The organism is Actinoplanes subtropicus, from assembly GCF_000721705.1.
GTDB classification, from domain to species: Bacteria; Actinomycetota; Actinomycetes; order Mycobacteriales; family Micromonosporaceae; genus Actinoplanes; species Actinoplanes subtropicus.
Map to the genome: position 1 here is coordinate 532,681 of NZ_JOJL01000002.1, position 18,302 is coordinate 550,982.

17 protein-coding genes are annotated in these 18,302 nt (G+C 69.1%); 5 read left to right on the forward strand and 12 right to left on the reverse strand.

Going from position 1 to position 18,302, the window contains the following annotated elements; translation table 11 throughout:
- Positions 1 to 296 precede the first annotated feature (296 nt).
- On the reverse strand, positions 297 to 1,337 hold the full coding sequence (locus IH26_RS55475; RefSeq protein WP_084598608.1) for a GGDEF domain-containing protein: 1,041 nt from the start codon (positions 1,335 to 1,337) through the stop codon (positions 297 to 299).
- 187 nt (positions 1,338 to 1,524) lie between these two features.
- Between IH26_RS55475 and IH26_RS0104440 the strand changes: the two genes are divergently transcribed.
- From IH26_RS0104440 to IH26_RS0104450, 3 genes are all read left to right on the forward strand, one after another.
- Positions 1,525 to 2,202, forward strand: a complete 678-nt coding sequence (locus IH26_RS0104440) for a TetR/AcrR family transcriptional regulator (RefSeq protein WP_030434798.1) — start codon at positions 1,525 to 1,527, stop codon at positions 2,200 to 2,202.
- 238 nt (positions 2,203 to 2,440) lie between these two features.
- On the forward strand, positions 2,441 to 3,208 hold the full coding sequence (locus IH26_RS0104445) for a response regulator transcription factor (protein ID WP_211268570.1): 768 nt from the start codon (positions 2,441 to 2,443) through the stop codon (positions 3,206 to 3,208).
- 89 nt (positions 3,209 to 3,297) lie between these two features.
- Positions 3,298 to 4,734 (forward strand): HAMP domain-containing sensor histidine kinase, encoded by a 1,437-nt coding sequence (locus IH26_RS0104450; protein WP_211268571.1) that lies wholly within the window; start codon positions 3,298 to 3,300, stop codon positions 4,732 to 4,734.
- Positions 4,735 to 4,743: 9 nt separating this feature from the next.
- On the opposite strand, the gene IH26_RS0104455 is transcribed toward IH26_RS0104450, so the two are convergent.
- The 7 genes from IH26_RS0104455 to IH26_RS57000 form a co-directional block, all read right to left on the reverse strand.
- Entirely contained in the window at positions 4,744 to 5,337 is a 594-nt protein-coding gene (locus tag IH26_RS0104455; RefSeq protein ID WP_034213463.1) for a hypothetical protein, read from the reverse strand.
- Between the two features lie 8 nt (positions 5,338 to 5,345).
- Positions 5,346 to 6,575: an ABC transporter permease gene (locus IH26_RS0104460; protein WP_030434802.1), complete on the reverse strand. Its 1,230-nt coding sequence runs from the start codon at positions 6,573 to 6,575 to the stop codon at positions 5,346 to 5,348.
- Positions 6,572 to 7,303, reverse strand: coding sequence for an ABC transporter ATP-binding protein (locus tag IH26_RS0104465; RefSeq protein WP_030434803.1), 732 nt, complete (start codon positions 7,301 to 7,303; stop codon positions 6,572 to 6,574). The genes IH26_RS0104460 and IH26_RS0104465 overlap by 4 nt, the downstream gene beginning before the upstream one ends.
- Before the next feature lie 11 nt (positions 7,304 to 7,314).
- Positions 7,315 to 8,337, reverse strand: coding sequence for an efflux RND transporter periplasmic adaptor subunit (locus IH26_RS0104470; protein WP_245664902.1), 1,023 nt, complete (start codon positions 8,335 to 8,337; stop codon positions 7,315 to 7,317).
- Positions 8,338 to 8,553: 216 nt separating this feature from the next.
- Entirely contained in the window at positions 8,554 to 10,098 is a 1,545-nt protein-coding gene (locus IH26_RS53140) for a sensor histidine kinase (protein WP_051807482.1), read from the reverse strand.
- Positions 10,088 to 10,810 carry a response regulator transcription factor gene (locus IH26_RS0104480; protein WP_030434805.1) on the reverse strand — a complete coding sequence of 241 codons (723 nt, stop codon included), beginning with the start codon at positions 10,808 to 10,810 and terminating at the stop codon, positions 10,088 to 10,090. The genes IH26_RS53140 and IH26_RS0104480 overlap by 11 nt, the downstream gene beginning before the upstream one ends.
- Positions 10,800 to 12,050: an efflux RND transporter periplasmic adaptor subunit gene (locus tag IH26_RS57000; protein ID WP_169789715.1), complete on the reverse strand. Its 1,251-nt coding sequence runs from the start codon at positions 12,048 to 12,050 to the stop codon at positions 10,800 to 10,802. The genes IH26_RS0104480 and IH26_RS57000 overlap by 11 nt, the downstream gene beginning before the upstream one ends.
- Positions 12,051 to 12,316: 266 nt before the next feature.
- Between IH26_RS57000 and IH26_RS57005 the strand changes: the two genes are divergently transcribed.
- The gene (locus tag IH26_RS57005) at positions 12,317 to 12,838 is read left to right on the forward strand and encodes a hypothetical protein (protein ID WP_157437045.1); all 522 of its coding nucleotides are present in this window, start codon (positions 12,317 to 12,319) and stop codon (positions 12,836 to 12,838) included.
- Between the two features lie 117 nt (positions 12,839 to 12,955).
- A complete protein-coding gene (locus IH26_RS0104495; RefSeq protein ID WP_051807490.1) occupies positions 12,956 to 14,548 on the forward strand; it encodes an MDR family MFS transporter in 1,593 nt (530 codons plus the stop codon).
- Between the two features lie 7 nt (positions 14,549 to 14,555).
- On the opposite strand, the gene IH26_RS0104500 is transcribed toward IH26_RS0104495, so the two are convergent.
- The 4 genes from IH26_RS0104500 to IH26_RS0104515 are packed head-to-tail and all read right to left on the reverse strand — an operon-like array spanning position 14,556 to position 18,295.
- Entirely contained in the window at positions 14,556 to 15,338 is a 783-nt protein-coding gene (locus tag IH26_RS0104500) for an IclR family transcriptional regulator (RefSeq protein WP_030434809.1), read from the reverse strand.
- A 17-nt stretch (positions 15,339 to 15,355) separates the two neighbouring features.
- Positions 15,356 to 16,189 carry a fumarylacetoacetate hydrolase family protein gene (locus tag IH26_RS0104505; RefSeq protein ID WP_030434810.1) on the reverse strand — a complete coding sequence of 278 codons (834 nt, stop codon included), beginning with the start codon at positions 16,187 to 16,189 and terminating at the stop codon, positions 15,356 to 15,358.
- On the reverse strand, positions 16,186 to 17,919 hold the full coding sequence (locus IH26_RS0104510) for a bifunctional 3-(3-hydroxy-phenyl)propionate/3-hydroxycinnamic acid hydroxylase (protein ID WP_425394362.1): 1,734 nt from the start codon (positions 17,917 to 17,919) through the stop codon (positions 16,186 to 16,188). Before IH26_RS0104510 ends, IH26_RS0104505 begins: the two co-directional genes overlap by 4 nt.
- Positions 17,801 to 18,295, reverse strand: coding sequence for a VOC family protein (locus tag IH26_RS0104515; protein ID WP_030434812.1), 495 nt, complete (start codon positions 18,293 to 18,295; stop codon positions 17,801 to 17,803). The genes IH26_RS0104510 and IH26_RS0104515 overlap by 119 nt, the downstream gene beginning before the upstream one ends.
- Positions 18,296 to 18,302 lie beyond the last annotated feature (7 nt).

Sequence of the window (18,302 nt, forward strand, 5' to 3'; positions counted from 1 at the left end):
GTCGCCGGGCCAGTGGCCGCTGAACCGGTCGGTGGTGAGGCCGGTCAGGTCGTTGCGTTCACGATGAAAATGGTTCAGTGCATGAGGACGACCAAGTCGACCAAGCCATGCGGACCTGGCACCCGCCGCGCCGGTGATTCACGGGCCACGCCTTACGTGAGTGCGAACCGCCCGCCGACGAGGCTGCTGGCATCGCGTGGTCACCGGATCATGACTGGCTTCCCTGACATGTGACGCACCGTCACCGGGGTGGCGGCCCGGCGTCAAGCACGTCGGGATTGAACAGCGCCTGCCGATCATGGTCGGACAGGGTGCTTGTCCCGATACATCGCCACATCCGCGGCCGCGGTCAGCTGTTCGACGCCGGCCGGATTCCCGGACGCTCTGCAGGCCACGCCGATGCTGACACCCACCTGCACCACCTCTGCTCCGACGTCGACGGGCTGGCAGATACTGGCTCGTAGTCGTTGCGCCAAGACTTCGGCGGCCGCCGCGTCGGCGTCCGGCAGCAAAACGATGAACTCGTCCCCACCGAGCCGGCCCGGCATGTCGGTACCGCGCAGCAGACCCTTCATCCGCCGGCCCGTCTGGATGAGTACCGCGTCGCCCGCGGCGTGGCCGAGTGAGTCGTTGACCTGTTTGAAGCCGTCGAGGTCGAGCAGCAGCACCGCCATACCGCGGCCGTCGAGGCTTGCGGCGTACCGCTCTACTGATGAACGGTTCGGCAGGCCGGTGAGCGCATCATGACCGGCCTGATGCTCCAGCTGCTGGTGAGCCTGCTGAAGCTGGGCGACCTGCCGGGCCGAGGCATTGGATTGGGCACCGCACAGGGCGGCCACGATCAAGATGACCGGAATGGCGACTGGTGTCGTCCCTCCCTCGGTCAGGAGCCGAGCGGACGTCAATATCCCTGCCAACACCACGCCCGCGGCGATGGCCCCGACGACGAGGGTGCTGCGCAGGAGTAGCCGCTGGGCGGCGACCACGACCGGAATGATCACCAGCGGCCAGGCAATCTGGTCGCCGTGCATTTCGAGCCAGAGAACGCCGCCACAGGTCGCGGCCGTGTCGACGGCAACTTGCAGGATGCCGTAGAGGCGATAGCGCGGCCCGTCCGGTCTGGCGAAGTTGATCACGGTCAGGGCGCAGGTACCGGTCATTATCAGGACGTTGATCGCACAGATGGCGGGTAGCCATGACGGCTGTGGCCCGCGCCCCGGATCCATCAGGCTCACGAGAAAGGCCAGGTTGCCGCCGGCGCCCGCAGCGCGACAGACGAGGTTGGCCAACTCGATCGTTTGCCGCCGCCGAAAATGCGGATCCGCTCTGAACTTCACACCTGCGACGATCGGTCTCTCCGCGACCCGGATGAGGCGTCCCACGGGTTCCGTTCGGGAGCGAATCCGGAGTCCGGTCGCCGGCTGGTTACTTCGGGCGCGGCCGGCCCGGCCGTGCGGTGGCCTCCGATCCCATGGTAGATCGCTAACTGGAGGCGTTGCCTCAAGTTGGTGATAGCCTGATCACATGACCCTTACCGGCACTGGCCGCGACCGCGCGGATCGGCCGCTGCGGCGCGACGCGGAACGCAACCGTCAGCGGATACTGCGGACCGCTCACCGGGTGTTCGCCGAACGCGGACTCGACGTGTCCCTCGACGAGATCGCCCAGCGCGCCGATGTCGGCGTCGGCACTGTCTACCGGCGGTTTCCCACCAAAGAAGCGTTGGTGGAGGAGCTTTTCGAACGACGACTACAGGAGGTCGTCGAGATCGGGCAGCAAGCACTGGCCGATCCGGACCCATGGCGCGGACTGATCACTTTCATCGACGGTGCGTGCGCCCAGCAGGCCGGCGACCGCGGGCTGCGCGAGGTCATGCTCGGCGCTCGGTACGGAAACGACCGGGTGGCACGCGTACGTGACAGCTTTCAACCGATCGTGGCCGAACTTGTCGCCCGTGCCCACGCCGGCGGCCGGCTTCGGGCCGACTTCGCCGGAACCGACGTTCCGCTGCTCGCGGCCATGGTGAACGCTGTCGCCGACTATGCCCGCGAGGTGAATGCGGACGTCTGGCGCCGCTACCTCACCATTTTGATCGATGGCATCGCCGCCAGTCGTGTCGATGGGACGCCCCTGCCGGTCGCCCCGCTTGACGAAGATCAGGTCGATCGCGCGATGCGGTCCTGGCACCCCCACAGCCGATAGCCCGGCCGGCACACGGCAGGGCGCCGTGCCGATCCAGCCGGGCTCCGCTCCGGAGCGCCGGTGGTGGTGGCGGGCGTTCGTGCCGACGACCAGGATGGCTCGAGTCGTGACTTGGCCGCGTCGTCCAGCCGCAATGCCGCCCGGACCTGCGGCGCGGCGACCCCGTTACGATGGAGGCGCTGGTGATCCGCATTTCGCGTGCGCCGTGTCGTGCGAGCGCCGATGGAAAGGGCACCCGATGATGGCAGGGCCGCATGCGGTGGCGCCGCCGGCGAGGGGGACCCGCCGCCGCATCCTCGTCATCGAGGATGATCCGGGCATCCGGACGATGCTGGGCTCGATCTTGCGCCACTCCGGATACGAGACCGAGTGCACGTCGACGGGTCAGGAGGCGCTGGTCTCGGTGGATGAGTTCCGCCCCGACCTGATGGTCGTCGATGTCATGCTTCCGGACATTGATGGATTGGAGATTGCTCGGGTCCTGCGCACCTTGGGTGTGGCGATCCCAATCGTTTTCTTGACGGCCCGCACCGATGAGGAAGACGTCGTCGCCGGCCTGCGTTCCGGCGGCGACGACTATGTCACCAAGCCGTTCAATGTCGACGAGTTGCTGCTGCGTATTCGCGCAATTCTCGGTCGGCTGCATCCCGGAGATCCGATCGGCGAGGATGATCAGGCCGACATGTTGGGCTTTGCCGATCTGTTCCTCGACAGGCGGACGGGCGAGGTGCGGCGAGCCGGGCGGATAGTCTCGCTGACGCCCACCGAGTTCAAGCTGCTCGCCTTCCTGATGACCCACCCGAAGCAGGCCGTGAGCAAAAGGGTCATCGTCGAGACCGTCTGGGGCGGTGAGTTCGCCGGTGGCATCCGCATCGTCGACACGTACATGAAGTCACTACGCCGCAAGGTCGATTGCTTCTTCCCGCCGTTGCTGCACAGTGTCCGTGGCGTCGGCTACTGCCTGCGCCTGCCTCCCGCTGAGGACGCGCCGGGGTCACCGGGATGATCGCTCGTCGTCTTGCGTGGCCGGCGCGCCCGAAGTCGTTGCGCGCTCGCCTGGTGTGGGGCGCCGCGGTGCTGTGTACGGCGGCGGTCTTGACCGTTCAGATCATCGGCGTGCTGGTGCTTCGTTCCTGGCTACTGGGCCAGGTGGATCAGCAACTGGCCGGATTTCCGACGCCGACACCGGCCCTCGCCGCTCTGCCACCGCCGGCCGTGACGGCGACCGGCTCGATCGTTCTGCCCTCCGACTTCCGGTTGACCATCTACGACCACGCCGGGCGGCGCACGCCGGCCATCGGCGCCGGCTCTCCGCCGGGGCCGCGCCTCCCCGAGGAGATTGTGGGAACGACGTTGCCTCGTGGCACACCGATGACGGTCGAGGCTGTCACCGGCGACGGCCACTGGCGGGTGAAACGGGGGGACGGACCAGACGGGTCGACGTACGTCGTGGCGCTCCCGCTGGACACGTTCGACGGCGCGACGTCGAAGCTCATGTGGCTCAACGCCGTGGTCCTCGTGGTCACCGCCGTCGCACTCATCGTCCTCAGCCGGTGGGTCGTCGGGCTGGGATTGCGGCCGCTGAGCAGCATGGAGGAGACGGCCCGGGACATCGCGGCCGGCGATTCCGACCTGCGCGTCCGGGACACCGACCAACGCACCGAGGTCGGTCGCCTCGGCACCGTGCTCAACACCATGCTCGACCGGATCCACGAGGCGCTGCGGGAACGTGAACGCTCGGAGGAGCGGCTACGGCGTTTCGTCTCCGACGCGGGACATGAACTGCGCACGCCGCTGACGACCATCCAGGGCTTTGCCCAGCTGGCGCTGCGCCGCCGCGAGTCGCCCGCGGCGGAACTCGACGAGGCGGACCGGCTCATCGCCCAGAACGCCGAGCGGATGAGCCTGCTGGTCAACGATCTGCTGCTGCTCGCCAAGCTCGACCGGGAGCCGGTCTACCGCCGGGAGCCGGTCGACCTGCTGGCCCTGGCCGCGGAGACGGTCAGCGCGGTGGCGCCCCAGCTGGATGGACGCCCGCTGAGGCTTGGCCCGTTGCTCAGCGTCGACGATCTGGAACCGGTCGAGACGATCGGTGATCCGCTCCGGCTGCGCCAGGTCGCGGACAACCTGCTGGCGAACGCTCTCATGCACACGCCATCCGAGGCCGTCATCGAGGTACGCGTCGGCACGGCCCGATCCGGAACTGCCGTCGGCGGCACCGACCGGCCCGGACGGGCCAGCGCTCTTCCACCCCTGCCCGACGGCGTCGTCGTGCACATTCTCGAGGTGGCCGACCATGGCCCGGGCTTGACCAGCGCGGAGGCCGCCAAGGTCTTCGAGCGGTTCTATCGCGTCGACCGGTCACGCACGCGCGATCAGGGCGGATCGGGACTGGGGCTCGCCATCGCGACCGCCATCGCCGAACGGCATGGCGGTCGCGTCGAGGTCGACACCGCGCCCGGAAACGGCTGCACCTTCCGCCTGGTGTTACCCGCGGTGGACGGTGGGCAGTCCGGTATGGACGGTGCCTGAGCGCGCCGCCTAATCCGACTTGGTGATCTTGGTAGCGGCGACCGTGCCGTCGGAGCCCGTCGTGCCGTCCACCGTCACGGTGGAGCCGGTTTTCAGGTCCTTGACAGAGCCCTTCTTGGGGATCTGGACGGCTGTGCCGGTGCCGGTTTTGACGGTGATCGTCTGGCCGTCCGTGGTCACGATGTAGACGGTGTTCCCGTCGATGAGTTTCACCTTCCCGGTGGTGCCGCCGCCGGTCCCCTGGCTGCCGGTGTCCGTCTGCTGTCCGGTGCCGGTGCCCGTGGGGAACCCGCCCGGAATGCCGCTGGCGCCGATCTGCGGGAAGCCGCTGCCCAGGCCGGCGAAGGGGTTGCTCTGCGCGGAGGTCGAGCTTTCACCCCACCGTTTCTGGACCTGCGTGCCGCCGACGAACCCGGCGACGAGCAGGGCGAGGACGCCGAGCGCGATGGTGGTGCGGGTGACGATGCGCCGCGGTGCCCGTTCTGCCAGTTGATCAGAGAGGTCGTCGGCGAACGGGTCGCCGTCGAGGTCGACGTGGTCGGTTGAGCCGCGGTCGGAGACCTCGGCGGTGTCGTCATCGGCGGGGCGGCCGTGTGTCGTCATGATGGATCCTATTCGTAGCGAAGGGCTTCGATGGGGCGGAGAGAGGCGGCCCGGCTTGCCGGATAGCTGCCGAAGAACAGGCCAATGACGAGGGACACGCCCACGGCCAGGAAAATCGAGTAACCCGCGAGGACCGGCCTGATGCCGACGATCGTGAATTGGCTGCCGACCACACCGACGACGACGCCGAGCAGACCTCCGAGCAGGCTCAGCACGGTGGCTTCCACGAGAAACTGGGTGAGCACCACGCGTTTGGGCGCACCGAGCGCTTTGCGGATGCCGATCTCCCGGGTCCGTTCGGTGACGCTCACGAGCATGATGTTGGTGATGCCGATGCCGCCGACCAGCAGGCTGATTCCGGCGACCGCGCCGAGCAGCACGGTAAAGGTGTCCGAGGTGGATTGAGTGGTGGACAGCAGTTGCGAGGCGGTGCGTACCGAGAACGGCTCGTCCGTGGGATCGGACACCTTCAGCTTGTTGTTCAGGATCGCGGTGACCTCGTTCTGCGCGTCGGTCACCGTGTTCTCGTCGGTGGCCTCGACGATGATCTGGCTGAGCGCGCCGTATCCGGTGATCGACTCCTGGACCGCGGTGATCGGCGCGATCGCCACGTCGTTCTGGTCCATGAAACCCGAACTGTCCTTGCTCTTCAGCACCCCGACCACGGTGAAGAGGTTTCCGTTGACGGTGATCTGCTTGTTGACCGCGTTCACGCTGCCGAACAGGTCGTCGGCGACGGTCTTTCCGAGGACCGCCACCTTGCGGCCCTGGTTGACGTCCTGCCGGGTGAATCCGGTACCGGAGGCGAGCGAGTAACTCTCGGCGCTGAGGTAGCTCGGAAAAGTACCGACGAACTGGCTGATGCTGTGACTGCTCCCCGCGTACGTGGCGTTCTGGGAACTGCCGCTCGCCACCGGCGAGACCGACTTGACATGCGGCGCGCTCTGCGGATCCTCGAGCGCGGAGGCGACGTCCAGGGTCAGTGACGTGTCCTGAGTCTTGGTCGTGCTGCTGGTGTCGGTACCACCGAACAGGCCACTGCCGCTGCTGACGGTCAGGGTGGTGGTGCCCAGGGCGGAGATCTGCGACTGGACGGACTTCGCCGAGCCGTTGCCGACGGCCACGAGAATGATGACCGCAGCGACGCCGATCATCATGCCGAGGACGGTCAATGCGGAGCGCAGCTTGTTGGCTGACACCCCACGGATGGCGAACCGGATGGTTTCGAAGGTGTTCACCGGAGTACCGCCCGCTCGTGGTCGTTGATCGGCCGCTGCCGGACGTCCTCGACGATGGCGCCGTCGACGAGCCGGATCAGGCGCTTGGTGTGTGCGGCCACGTCGGGTTCATGGGTGATCAGCACGATCGTGCGTCCGGATCGGTTGAGCCGGTCGAGCACACTGAGGACGTCGGCGGTGGACTGTGTGTCGAGGTTGCCGGTCGGCTCGTCCGCGAGCACCAGCGCCGGCGCGGTGACCAGCGCCCTGGCCACCGCGACCCGCTGCTGCTGGCCGCCGGAGAGCTGATTGGGCTCGTGGCCGGCCCGCTGGGCCAAGCCCACCAGGTCGAGGGCGGCCCGGGCGCGACGACGACGTTCGCGCGCCTTCAGACCGGCGTACGCGAGCGGCAGCTCCACATTGGCGAGCGCGCTGGTTCGCGGGATGAGGTTGAACGACTGGAACACGAATCCGATGCGCCGGTTGCGGACCAGCGCGAGCTGGTTGTCGGAGAGCCGGCTCACGTCCACACCGTCGAGCAGGTATCTGCCCGAGGTAGGGATGTCAAGGCAGCCCAAAATGTTCATCAAGGTCGACTTGCCGGAGCCCGACGACCCCATGATGGCCACGTAGTCGCCCCGCTCCACCGTCAGGGACGCGCCACGTAGCGCATGGACGGTGGCCTCGCCCTGGCCGTAGGTCTTGACCAGTTTCCGGACATCCAGTACCGGATGAAGATGTTCGCTCATCGTCGTCTCCCTCACCGGCCGCCGAGGCCGCCGCCAAGGCTGCCCCCACCGGGGAAGCCTCCGGCCGGGAAGTTCGGGATGCCGCCGCTGCCACTGGCCGACGTCTGCTGCTGCAACACCACGGTCTGACCGGCGGTCAGGCCGGACTTGATCTCGTAGTACGAGTCGCCGGCCACACCGACCTGGACCGTCGCCGTTTGCGTCTGGTCGCCGCTTCGGGTCTGGACCGTGTAGAGACCGCCGGCGGCACGGACCGCGGCGGTGGGAACACGCAGGACATTGCCGGCCGATGCGGTGGTCACCTTGACGGCGACGGTCTGGCCGATGCGGGCCCCTTTGGGCACCGAGGTGATGGTGACGGTCACCTGATAGGAGTTGACGTTGTTGGAGGTCGTCGCCGTGGGTGAGATCAATTTGACCTTGCCCGTGGCGGTCGCGCCGGACAGCGCCGACCAGGTGACCGAGACTGGCTGGCCGACCTTGAGCTTGGTCGCGTCCGCCTCCGCGAAATCGGCTGTCGCCTGGATCCGAGACACGTCGGCGAGTTGGACGAAACCGCTGCTCGTGGACGACGTCGAGGAGGTGCTGGAGGTACTACTCGCCGAACCGGTGGCGGACCCGCCGGTCGAGCCGCTCCCGGATGCCGCGCTGGAGTTGCCGACCGTGCCGTTGACGGCGGTCACGGTGCCCGCCATCGTGGCCTTGAGAACGGTGCCGTCCAGCGCCTTCTGGTCGGAATTGACTGTCGTCCGGGCGGAGGTGACCTGCGACTCGGCGCTGGAGATGGTGGCCGAGTCGGAGCTGTCGTCGTCGTTGACGCGGTCGAGGGCGTCTTCGGCCGCCTGGAGATTGGCCTTCGCGGTGGCGAGGTTGTCCTCGGCCGAGGACGGATCGACCTTCGCGAGCACCTGGCCCTTCTTGACCACGTCACCGACCTTCACGTCGATCTCGGTGACCGTCCCGCTGGTGACGAAGCTGAGGTTGGCGGTATTGGCGCTGCTCACGCTGCCGGAGGCGGACACGCTTTGGGTCACCGCGCCGGTCGTGACCGTGGCCGTTTGCTGAGTTGCCGTATCGGAGGCGGGCGCATCGCTGACCGTCACCGTCCGGTAGGCCCAACCCCCACCGGCGAGAACGAACAAGCCGAGCGCCACGTTCAGCGCCAGAGTCGGCCGGCTCGGAAGCGATTTATACGATATTCGCATGTTATGTATCCTCACTGAGCGTACTGGAAACCGGCCTCGGGTTGGCTAAGAGCCGGCTTGGAGTTGTGGGTGGAGCACCTCGGCGGACCGGTTCAGCGGCAGCAGCACCCGGAACCGGGCGCCCCGAGCGGGAGCCGTCCACAGTTGAACCGCGCCGCCGTGCGCGGTCACGATCGCGGCGACGATGGCCAGGCCGAGACCGGCTCCGCCGCCTCGGCCGCGGGCCCGGCTGTGGTCGGCGCGGTACAGCCGCTCGAAGACCCGGGACGCGTCCGCGGCGTCGATGCCGGGGCCGGCGTCGGCCACGTCGACCACGGCGTACGACTCACCCGGTTGCGGCCGGTGCCCCACCTCGGCCACCGGCGCCGGGCTGTCCGCCGGCGTGGTGCTGCCCACCCGGACGATGATCTGGGCCTCGTCGGGAGTGTGTTGCAGAGCGTTGGCCAGCAAGTTGCTGACGACCTGGCGGATGCGTTGGTCGTCGGCCCGGACCGTGACCGGTTCGAGCCGCCCGATCCCTTCCAGCAGCACGAACCGGTGCGGCAGCCGCACGTGCGCCGCCGTCACCGCATCCGCCGCCACCTCGAGCAGGTCCACCGGGTGCAGGGCCAGCGGGCGTTCCTCGTCCATTCGGGCCAGTAGGAGCAGGTCGTTGACGAGTAGCCGCATCCGCCCGACCTCGGCCTCGATCCGGCCCATCGCGTCGTCGAGTGCGGGACCGGGCGGCGCGCCGCCGCGCCGGTAGAGCTCGGCGAACCCCTGAATCGAGGTGAGCGGCGTGCGGAGCTCGTGCGACGCGTCGGCGAGGAACTGCCGCATTCGCCCCTCCGAGGCGGTGCGGACCTGTAACGCGCCCTCGATCTGCGCCAGCATCACGTTCAGCGCCTGGCCGAGCCGCCCCGACTCGGTGTGTGGGTCGGCGTCCTCGACCCGCCGGGACAGGTCGCCGGCGGCGATGGCGGCGGCGGCCTGCTCCATGCGGGTGAGCGGGCGCAGCCCCACCCGCACCACCCGGGCGGCGGCGAGCGCGACGAGCAGCAGCACCACGGCGACGACCGCCGCGTCGATGGCCAGCAACTCGTTCTCGATACCGTCGATGTACCGCAGTGAGACCGTGAGCACGTCATACCCGCTGCCGTCCGCGCGCCGGACCACGGCCACCCGCCAGATCGCGCCGTGTGGGCCGGAGATCGTGTAGGGCCGTTGCGACCGGGCGTGGTCCGCCAGGTCGGCGGCGCTGCCCATCGCCGGTGACTCGCCCGCGTCCGTGTCGGAGTCGCCCGTCGCGAGCCGTGCGCCGGCCGCGTCGAAACGCATGATCTTGATCGGCAGGCCCGAGTTCGGAGGCTGGCCGAGGACGTCCGGTGGGGGCGTCTGCGGGGCCCGCAGCGCGAGCGGGGCATCGCCGATGGCGTTGATCCGCTCGTCGACCTGCCGGACGAGTTGCCGGCGCAGAAGCAGCACGCCGGCCGCGTTGCTGACCACCAGTCCCAGCGCCGCGAGCGCGGCAATGGCGATCATCATCCGGGTGCGCAACGTGCGGTGCCGCCAATGGTGGGAGAACCTGTCCGGCAGGCGCCTAAGCGTCATCGGTGAGGGCCAGCCGGAGCGCGTAGCCGAAACCGCGCACGGTGTGAATCAGCTGCGGCTCGGTCTGATCGATCTTCTTGCGCAGGTAATAGACGTACGACTCCACGATCTGGCCGTCGCCGCCGAAATCGTAGTTCCAGACGTCGGAGAGGATCTGCGCCTTGCTGACCGCCCGGCCGGCGTTGCTCAGCAGGTATCGCAGCAGGTTGAACTCGGTCGGCGACAGCTCCACCCGGCGGCCGGCCCGGCGGACCTCGTGCGCGTGCTCGTCCATCTCCAGGTCTGCGTAGCGCAGCACACCGCCGGCATCGTCGGGTTGTTCGAGGTCGCCCCGGCGGAGCAGCGCGCGGATGCGCAGAATGACCTCCTCCAGGCTGAACGGTTTGCTCACGTAGTCGTCACCGCCGGCGGACAGGCCGGAAATCCGGTCCTCCACGGCGTCCCGGGCGCTCAGAAACAGCACCCGAACCGGGCTGCCGGCTCCTCGCAGCCGCTGTGCCACCTCGAAACCGTTGAGGTCTGGCAACAACACGTCCAGCACGATGAGGTCGGGCCGGAACTCCTCGGCGATCGTCAACGCCTCCTCGCCGGAGGTGGCGATGCGGGTCTGCAGGCCGGCCAGGCGCAGGGCGGCAGTCAGCAGGGCGCCGATGTTGGGCTCGTCGTCGACGACGAGGACCCGGGCCCCCAGCAGGCCGGACTCATCCGCCACCGGAAACCACCACCTTGTCGCCCTCGGACAGCCCCGACCTGATTTCGGTGTATTGGTCGCCGCTGAGTCCGATCCGAACCGAGCGCTGCTCGGTGCGGCCGTGGGCGCTCACCGTCACGGTTGCCGTCGATCCGGGTCCGATCGTCACCGCCGTGGAGGCCACGTACAGCACGTTCGCGGCCGAACCGGTGGTCACGACCACGTTCGCGCTCTGCCCGTACAGCAGGTCGGCCGGCGGGTCGTCGAACGCGATCATCACGCTGTACTGCACCAGCTGGCCCGAGGACGTGCCGCTCGGCGAGATCTGCGAAACCTTCCCGCTGAGTGTTTCCGTGCGGCTGCCCAGGGTGATCGTTGCCTTCTGGCCGACGGCCAGCGACGCGACGTCCGCCTCGGAGAACTCCGCCTGTACCTGCGTGTCGGAGACATCGCCGATGGTGATGAAGGCCGAGCTGCCCGGCGACTCCGATGTCCCCGCGGTGCCGTTGACCGACAGCACCCGCCCGTCGATAGGCGCGGTGATGACCGTGCCCGCCAGATTCGACTCGGCCTGCTCCAGTTGGAGCTGGGCGTTGTTCAGTGACTGTTCCGCGGAGTAGACGCTGTCCGTACCGCTGCCCGCCCGCGCACCGGAACCGGCCTGGGTGCCGGCGCAGGTACCGGTGCCGCCGGTGGGCCCGGCGCCCGGTGTCGTCGGCATCGTCCCGCCCGGGGCCGGCTGCGACGCGATCGCCGACGACCGGGGTGGCGCCGACGGCACGGTCGAGGCCGGCGGTGACGCTGTCGATGTGGGGGAGCCGGTCGGCGAGGCGGTCGGCGACGGTGTCGATGTCGGGGATGCGGACGTCCGGTACGCGGCGGCCACCTGGCACCCACTGGTGCTGGTGCCGGCGGTGGCCGATGCCGTGCTCTTGGCCTGGGAGAGGGTGTTCTCCGCGTTCGTCACGCTCGACTGGGCGGAGGAGACCGCGTCCCGCTGATCCGTGTCGTCGATGCGGGCGAGGACCTTGCCGGCGGTCACCATGTCACCAGGCTGGACCGCGATCGTCGTGACCGTGCCGGACACGGTGAAGCTCAATCCGCGTGTGTCGGTCGCCTCGACCGTCCCGGCTGCCGCCGCGGACACGGTGACCGTACCCCGCCCCACCTGTACCAACGACTGTTCGGCGATTCCCCCGGCCATCCGGTCCCGATGGAGGTAGGCGAACGAGCCCATCGCCAGCAGTGCCACTACGGCCACCGCGACGCTTCCCCACAGAACCGGGCCGCGTCGCGCCATCGCCGGTGGCGCATGAAGCCGGAATCTCATGTCGGCGGAGTCTGCCTCATCGCTTCTTCCGAACATATCGGCATCAGCTAGAAATCGCCTTGGAGATTGTTCCTCACACCATTCCCAGCGGTCTTTGACCTACATCTGAGGTACGACGAGATGCGCGAGCCCTAGTATCGATGCCTTGTTGTGCTTCGATCCGAATCAGCCGACTCGCAAAGGGCAGGGTCCGAACGGTGAAAATCTGGACACGCGTGGTCACAGCGGCGCTGTGCATCGCCTCCGCGGCGGCATTCACCGCTGCCTGCGGAGACGATTCGGATAATGGCTCGTCCAGTTCGACGGGCGGTGGCAATTCGGGGAACGGCGGCGGTTTCCAGGCTTTTCAGAGTTGCCTGAGCAAAAATGGTGTCGAAATGACGATGCCGTCCGGGATGCCCGGTGGCGGGTTCCCGTCCGGTGCGCCGGGAGCGCCGCCGTCCGGAATGCCCGGTGGCGGCATGCTCCAGAAGCCGGCCGGGGTCGATGACGCCACCTGGCAGAAGGCTCAGGCCGCCTGTGCGTCGGTCATGCCGAGTTTCGGCCCCGGCATGACGCAGGACAACGGGGCGATCAGCGCTTACCTCAACTGCTTGTCGAACCACGGCGTGAGCGCGTCGGCTCAGCCGCAGGCTCTCAACACGGCCGACCCGACCGTATCGGCCGCGCAGCAGGCATGCGTTGCGCTACGTCCCAGCGGCATGCCGTCCGGCGGCTAGCCCGCATCGTTCGGCGTGCGGGCCGCCGGCCAGGGCCGGGGCGCCGGAACCGTGATTGCCCCTTGTGGTCCGGCTGCCCCCTGCGCCACACGCCCACGCCTCTCCTTGGAGCCACCCTTGACCGACCCCGCCTCCGACGCGGCGATAGGGGAACGCGACACGTTCACCCTGCCGCCGCGATTCGGCCTGATCTTCGCGGGCCTGATGGCGACGATGTTGCTCTCGTCCCTCGATCAGACGATCGTGTCGACCGCGCTGCCCACGATCGTCGGCGAGTTGCATGGCGTGCGCCACATGGCCTGGGTGACCACCGCTTACATCATGGCGGCCACGATCGGCATGCCACTGTACGGCCGGTTCGGCGACCTGATCGGGCGTAAGTTTCTGTTCCTCGGCGGTATCGGCATTTTCCTCGCCGGTTCGCTCGTCGCCGGCGCCGCGTCCGGCATGACCATGCTCATCGTCGGCTGGGCGGTGCAGGGGCTGGGTGGGGGCGGCCTCATGATCACGTCGCAGGCCATCGTCGCCGACCTCCTCCCGCCCCGGCAACGCGCCCGGTACATGGCGCCCATGGGTGCGGTGTTCGGCCTGTCCTCCGTGGTCGGGCCGCTGCTGGGCGGTTGGTTCACCGACAGCGCCGACTGGCGCTGGGCCTTCTGGATCAATCTGCCGGTGGGCGCCACCGCCCTGGGGATCAGCGCTTTCGCGCTCCGCCTGCCCCGCAAGCCGGTCAAGGTCTCGATCGACTACCTCGGCATCACGCTGATGGCGGCATCCGTCGCCGCCACGGTGCTGGTGGCCGCGTGGGGTGGCAGCGAGTACGGCTGGACCGACCCGGTGATCCTCGGCCTGGCCGGCGGCGCCGCGCTCGGCTGGGTGCTGTTCTTCCTGTCCCAGCGCCGAGCCGCCGAACCGATCATCCCGCTCTGGCTGTTCCGCAGCCGGATCTTCAACCTGGGCACCCTGCTCGGGCTCATCGTCGTCGGCCTCGGCATGTTCGCGGTGATCGGTTACCTGCCGACCTACCTGCAGATGGTGTACGGCATGAGCGCGACCGAGTCCGGTCTGCTGCTCATCCCCATGGTCGTCGGCCTTATCGGCACCGCGATGCCCTCCGCACAGCTGATCAGCCGGACCGGCCGCTACAAGCCCTATCCGATCATCGGCACGATCGTGGTCGGCATCACCGCGCTGCTGCTGTCCACGCTGACGGTCACCACGCCCGTCTGGGTGGTGTGCTGCTACGTCTTCCTTCTCGGCGCCGGCGTCGGCCTGATCATGCAGAACCTTGTGCTCGCCGTGCAGAACGCCTTCCCCGCCACCGCGGTCGGCACCGCTACCTCGGCGAACAATTTCTTCCGCGAGATCGGCGCCACCCTTGGCACCGCCGCCGTCGGAGCGATCTTCACCGCCCGGCTCACCGACCAACTCGCCGCCCGGCTCTCCGGCGACACTATCGCGTCGATCGGCGGCACAAACTCGCTCACGCCGTCGCTGGTGCGCTCGCTACCCACCTCGGTCCGGGACTCGGTCATCGCCGCGTACCAGCACGCACTGACCCCGGTCTTCGGGTACATGGTGCCGCTGTTCGCCTTCGGCCTGGTTCTGGCCCTGCTGCTCCCCGAGCGGAAACTCGCCGGCACCCACGCCGAGATGGGCGCCGAGACTCCGGCCGACCGGCCACAGCCGGCGCAGGCGGCTCAGAACTGACGGCGGATCAGCTGGCAACCATGGCCAGACGGTCACTGATCTCACCGGCGGTGGCCAGCAGCCGGGCCACTATCTCGGCCTCGGCGGCGGCGTCCACCCGCGACTCGAGCGCGACGACGCTGACGGCGGCGACCACCTGGCCGCGCTCATCGCGTACCGGAGCGGCGATACCCACGACGTCCGGGTCCAGCTCGGCCCGGGTGATCGAGTAACCGGCCCGCCGGATCTCCTCCAGCCGCCGCATGACGGCGTCCACCTCGGTGAGCGTGGAGGAGGTGAACCGGCGCAGTTCGACCGCGTCCAGCAGCCGCCGGGCCTCCTCGGGTGGGCTCCAGGCGAGCAGCACCAACGCCGACGCGCCCGCGTTGATCGGCAGCGAGCTGCCGCGTTCGTAGGAGATCCGCACGGCCCGGATGTCCGCCTCGGCGCGGTCGACACACACCACCAGATCACCGGTGCGGCGGGTCAGCAGCACGGTCTCCCCGACCGCCTCGGCCAATGCCGTCATCTGCGGCATGGCCGCCTCGGAGAGACCATAGCTGCGCCGGGCGAGCCTGCCGAGCTCCAGCACGCCCAGGCCGAGCCGGTACCCGCTCTCGGGGGCTTCCTCCAGGAACCGGCTGGTCACCAGGCTCTGCAGGTATCGGTACGCGGTGGAACGGGCCACGCCGAGCCGCTCGGCTACGGCGTTGCCGGAGATGACCGGCTGGGTCTCGGTGAACATCATGAGGATGTCCAGCGCACGGTCCGCCGTCGAGTTGCGTTCGCGGTAACCGCTGGGCAGAGACATGGGTGACAACATACCGTCTATCGGTCTTTGACCACGACGTTGCGTAGCTCGCCGATGCCTTCGACGGTGGTGACCAACTCCTGCCCGGGCTGCAGGAACACCTCGGGGTCTCGCCCGGCGCCGACGCCGCCCGGCGTGCCGGTGCAGATCAGATCGCCGGGCTGCAGGGTGATGATCCGGCTGACGTACGCGATGATGGCGGCCACGTCGAAGAGCAGGTCCGCTGTCGTGGACTTCTGCATGGTGCGGCCGTCGACGGCGCAGCTGATGGCCAGACCGGCGCCACCGGCGGGCAGCTCGTCGGGGGTGACGAGGGCCGGCCCGACCGGCGTGGTGGCCTCGAAGGTCTTGCCGGAGAGGAACTCGCGGGTGCGGTGCTGCCAGTCGCGGACGGTCACGTCGTTGACCACGGTGTAGCCGGCGACGTGGTCGAGTGCGCGCTCGCGCGGCACGTGGCGGCCGGGCCGGCCGATCACCACCCCGAGCTCGGCCTCCCAGTCCAGCTGGTCGCTGACCGCGGGCGCGTGGATCGGGTCGCGGGCGCCGACGAGCGCGCCGTCGTACTTGGCGAACAGGGTCGGGTACTCGGGAGTGGGCCGGCCCATCTCGGCGATGTGGGTGGCGTAGTTCAAGCCCAGGCAGATGATCTTGTTGGGGTGGGGGACGACGGGCGCGAGCGATGCGCCGGCGAGGGGTATCCGTTCGCCGGTGGCCGCGGCGGCCCGGGCCGGCCAGTCGTCGCCGGTGGTGAGCAAGGCAACCACGTCGGCGTGCGGTAGCAGCACGAGACCGTCGCCGTCCTGCCGGGCGGCGACGGTCCGGTTGCCGATCCGGACGGTGCTGAGCCTCATGGGCGTACTCCTTCGGTTGACGGTGCGGTGGTGTCCGCCGCCCGGACCGCGCGCAGGGCCGCGCCGATCCGCTCGGCCTGCGCGGGCGGGAAAACCGCCGCGACCAGGCGGTCGGGACGAACGAGGAGGAACTGGCCGGCCAGATCGCCGAAGAGCGCCTGCAGCCGCCCGTCGGCGTCCGCGACACCGGCGCGGCCGGCTCGCCGCCGGGGAGCACGGTCGTCGAGGGCAACGTCGACCTCGACGACCTCGGGCAGCCCGGCCAGCCCGGCGGCGAGCCAGCCGTCGTCGGCCACATCCACGCCGAGCAGGCTCCACCGCGCGCCGAGCACGTCGTCCAGGCGGGCCGGCGTGAGTTCCGGCCCGAACAGCACCCGAGGCTGCGGCAGCAGCGTGCCGACCAGGAGATGGGCCCGGCCATCCAGCCGCACCACCGCGCCGGAGCTGATCGGGGTGCGTGGCCGGAAGCGCATCTCGGTGAAGTAGCGGCGCCCGCGCCGGGTACGCATCGCGCCGCGGACGGCCAGATCGCGCAGCCACGCCCGGCGCCGGTCGGTGGTCATGACGATGCGGCCGAGACGCACCGACAAGTCGATCATGGCGCGGGCGTGCGGGCGGCGCTCGGCGTCGTAGGTGTCCAGCAGTGTGTCGCCGGCCCGGCCGTCGAGCGCCTCGGCCAGCTTCCAGCTCAGGTTGGCCGCGTCCCGCAGGCCGGAGTTGAGGCCCTGCCCGGCGAACGGCGGCATCATGTGCGCGGCGTCGCCGAGCAGGAAGCAGCGCCGGTCGCGCAGCCGGTCGGCGAGCAGCGCGTGGAACCGGTACGCGACGGCGCGCTCGACCTGGCCCGGCGAGATGTCCCGATAGCGCAGCAGCAGCTCGCGCAGCAACTCGAACGGTGGTCGCTCCCCGGGCTCGCACTCGCCGGGCCGCAGCAGGAACTCGTAGCGGCACCGGCGGTCGCGGCCGGGCACGACCACGTGCGGCCGGCGCGGATCGCCGTAATGCATCCCGAACCGCTGGTCGTGCGGATCCTCAACGGTGTCGGCGACCAGCCACACCTCGGGGAAGCTGCGTCCCTGCATCGGAATGCCGAGCAATTCGCGGACCGTGCTGCGACCGCCGTCGCAACCGAGCACGTACGCCACATCGACCGTCTCGGGTCGCTCGTCGCCGGCGCGCAGCTCCACCCGTACCCGATCGGGTTTCTGCTCGAGTCCCGTCAGACGTGTCCCGAAACGCTGAACGACCCCGGCGAAGCGGTGCAACTCGGCGTGCAGCACCCGCTCGAGGTCGGGCTGCGCGAACGGGTTCTTGAACGGGTGACCGAAGCGGTGGTCGCCAGCGCCCCGGGCATGCACGAGCGGGCGGCCGCCGATGCCGAAGTACCGGGTGCCGGTGCCCGGGACGATGATCGGGTAGATCGCCTTGTCGAGGCCGGCGAGTTGAAGGATGCGCAGGGACTCGTCGTCGAGGCTGATCGCCTTGGCCTCGTCGCTGGTGGTGGCGTTCTGCTCCACCAGCAGCACCTGGACGCCCATCGAACCCAGCAGGGCCGCGGCGGTGAGGCCGGTGGGACCGGCGCCGACCACCAGTACCGGAAGGTGCGCCACGCTACTGGACCGGCTGGTAGGCCGGGCCGCCGTCGTCCAGCAGCCGTTCGGCCTCGGCAAGCACGGCGGCCGGGTCCTGGTCGAGGTTGATGGTCTTGCGGAACGGCTGCCGGATGTCACGCTCCACGCGCAGGTAGACCTCGTTGCGGTTGCCCTCCGGGTCGAAGAAGTAGATACCGATCGCGTTGCCGTGGGTGACCTCCTGCTGAACGGCGATGCCTTCGGCGCGGAACCGGCGGTGGTACTCGAGGATGGTCTCGATCGAGTCGACCCGCCAGGAGACCTGGTGGGTGAGCTTGGACCCCGGCGGCGCGGTGCGGCCCTTCTGCAGCACGAACTCGTGGTGCTCCTGCTCCGGGCACGAGGAGAAGAAGACGATGCCGAGTTCCTCGTCCTCGTCGGTGACGGTGAGTCCCAGCACCCGCTCGTAGAAGTCGCGCATCTTCGCCAGGTCGGTGACCCAGAATCCGGTGTGGCCCAGTCCGGTGATTGCCATGTCGTCT

Coding starts and splice junctions, on each gene's coding strand:
- IH26_RS0104515 (WP_030434812.1), bottom strand. CDS start 18,295: ATGGCAATCACCGGACTGGGCCACACCGGATTCTGGGTCACCGACCTG.
- IH26_RS0104455 (WP_034213463.1), bottom strand. CDS start 5,337: ATGACGACACACGGCCGCCCCGCCGATGACGACACCGCCGAGGTCTCC.
- IH26_RS0104500 (WP_030434809.1), bottom strand. CDS start 15,338: ATGTCTCTGCCCAGCGGTTACCGCGAACGCAACTCGACGGCGGACCGT.
- IH26_RS0104445 (WP_211268570.1), top strand. CDS start 2,441: ATGATGGCAGGGCCGCATGCGGTGGCGCCGCCGGCGAGGGGGACCCGC.
- IH26_RS0104440 (WP_030434798.1), top strand. CDS start 1,525: ATGACCCTTACCGGCACTGGCCGCGACCGCGCGGATCGGCCGCTGCGG.
- IH26_RS53140 (WP_051807482.1), bottom strand. CDS start 10,098: ATGACGCTTAGGCGCCTGCCGGACAGGTTCTCCCACCATTGGCGGCAC.
- IH26_RS0104465 (WP_030434803.1), bottom strand. CDS start 7,303: ATGAGCGAACATCTTCATCCGGTACTGGATGTCCGGAAACTGGTCAAG.
- IH26_RS0104505 (WP_030434810.1), bottom strand. CDS start 16,189: ATGAGGCTCAGCACCGTCCGGATCGGCAACCGGACCGTCGCCGCCCGG.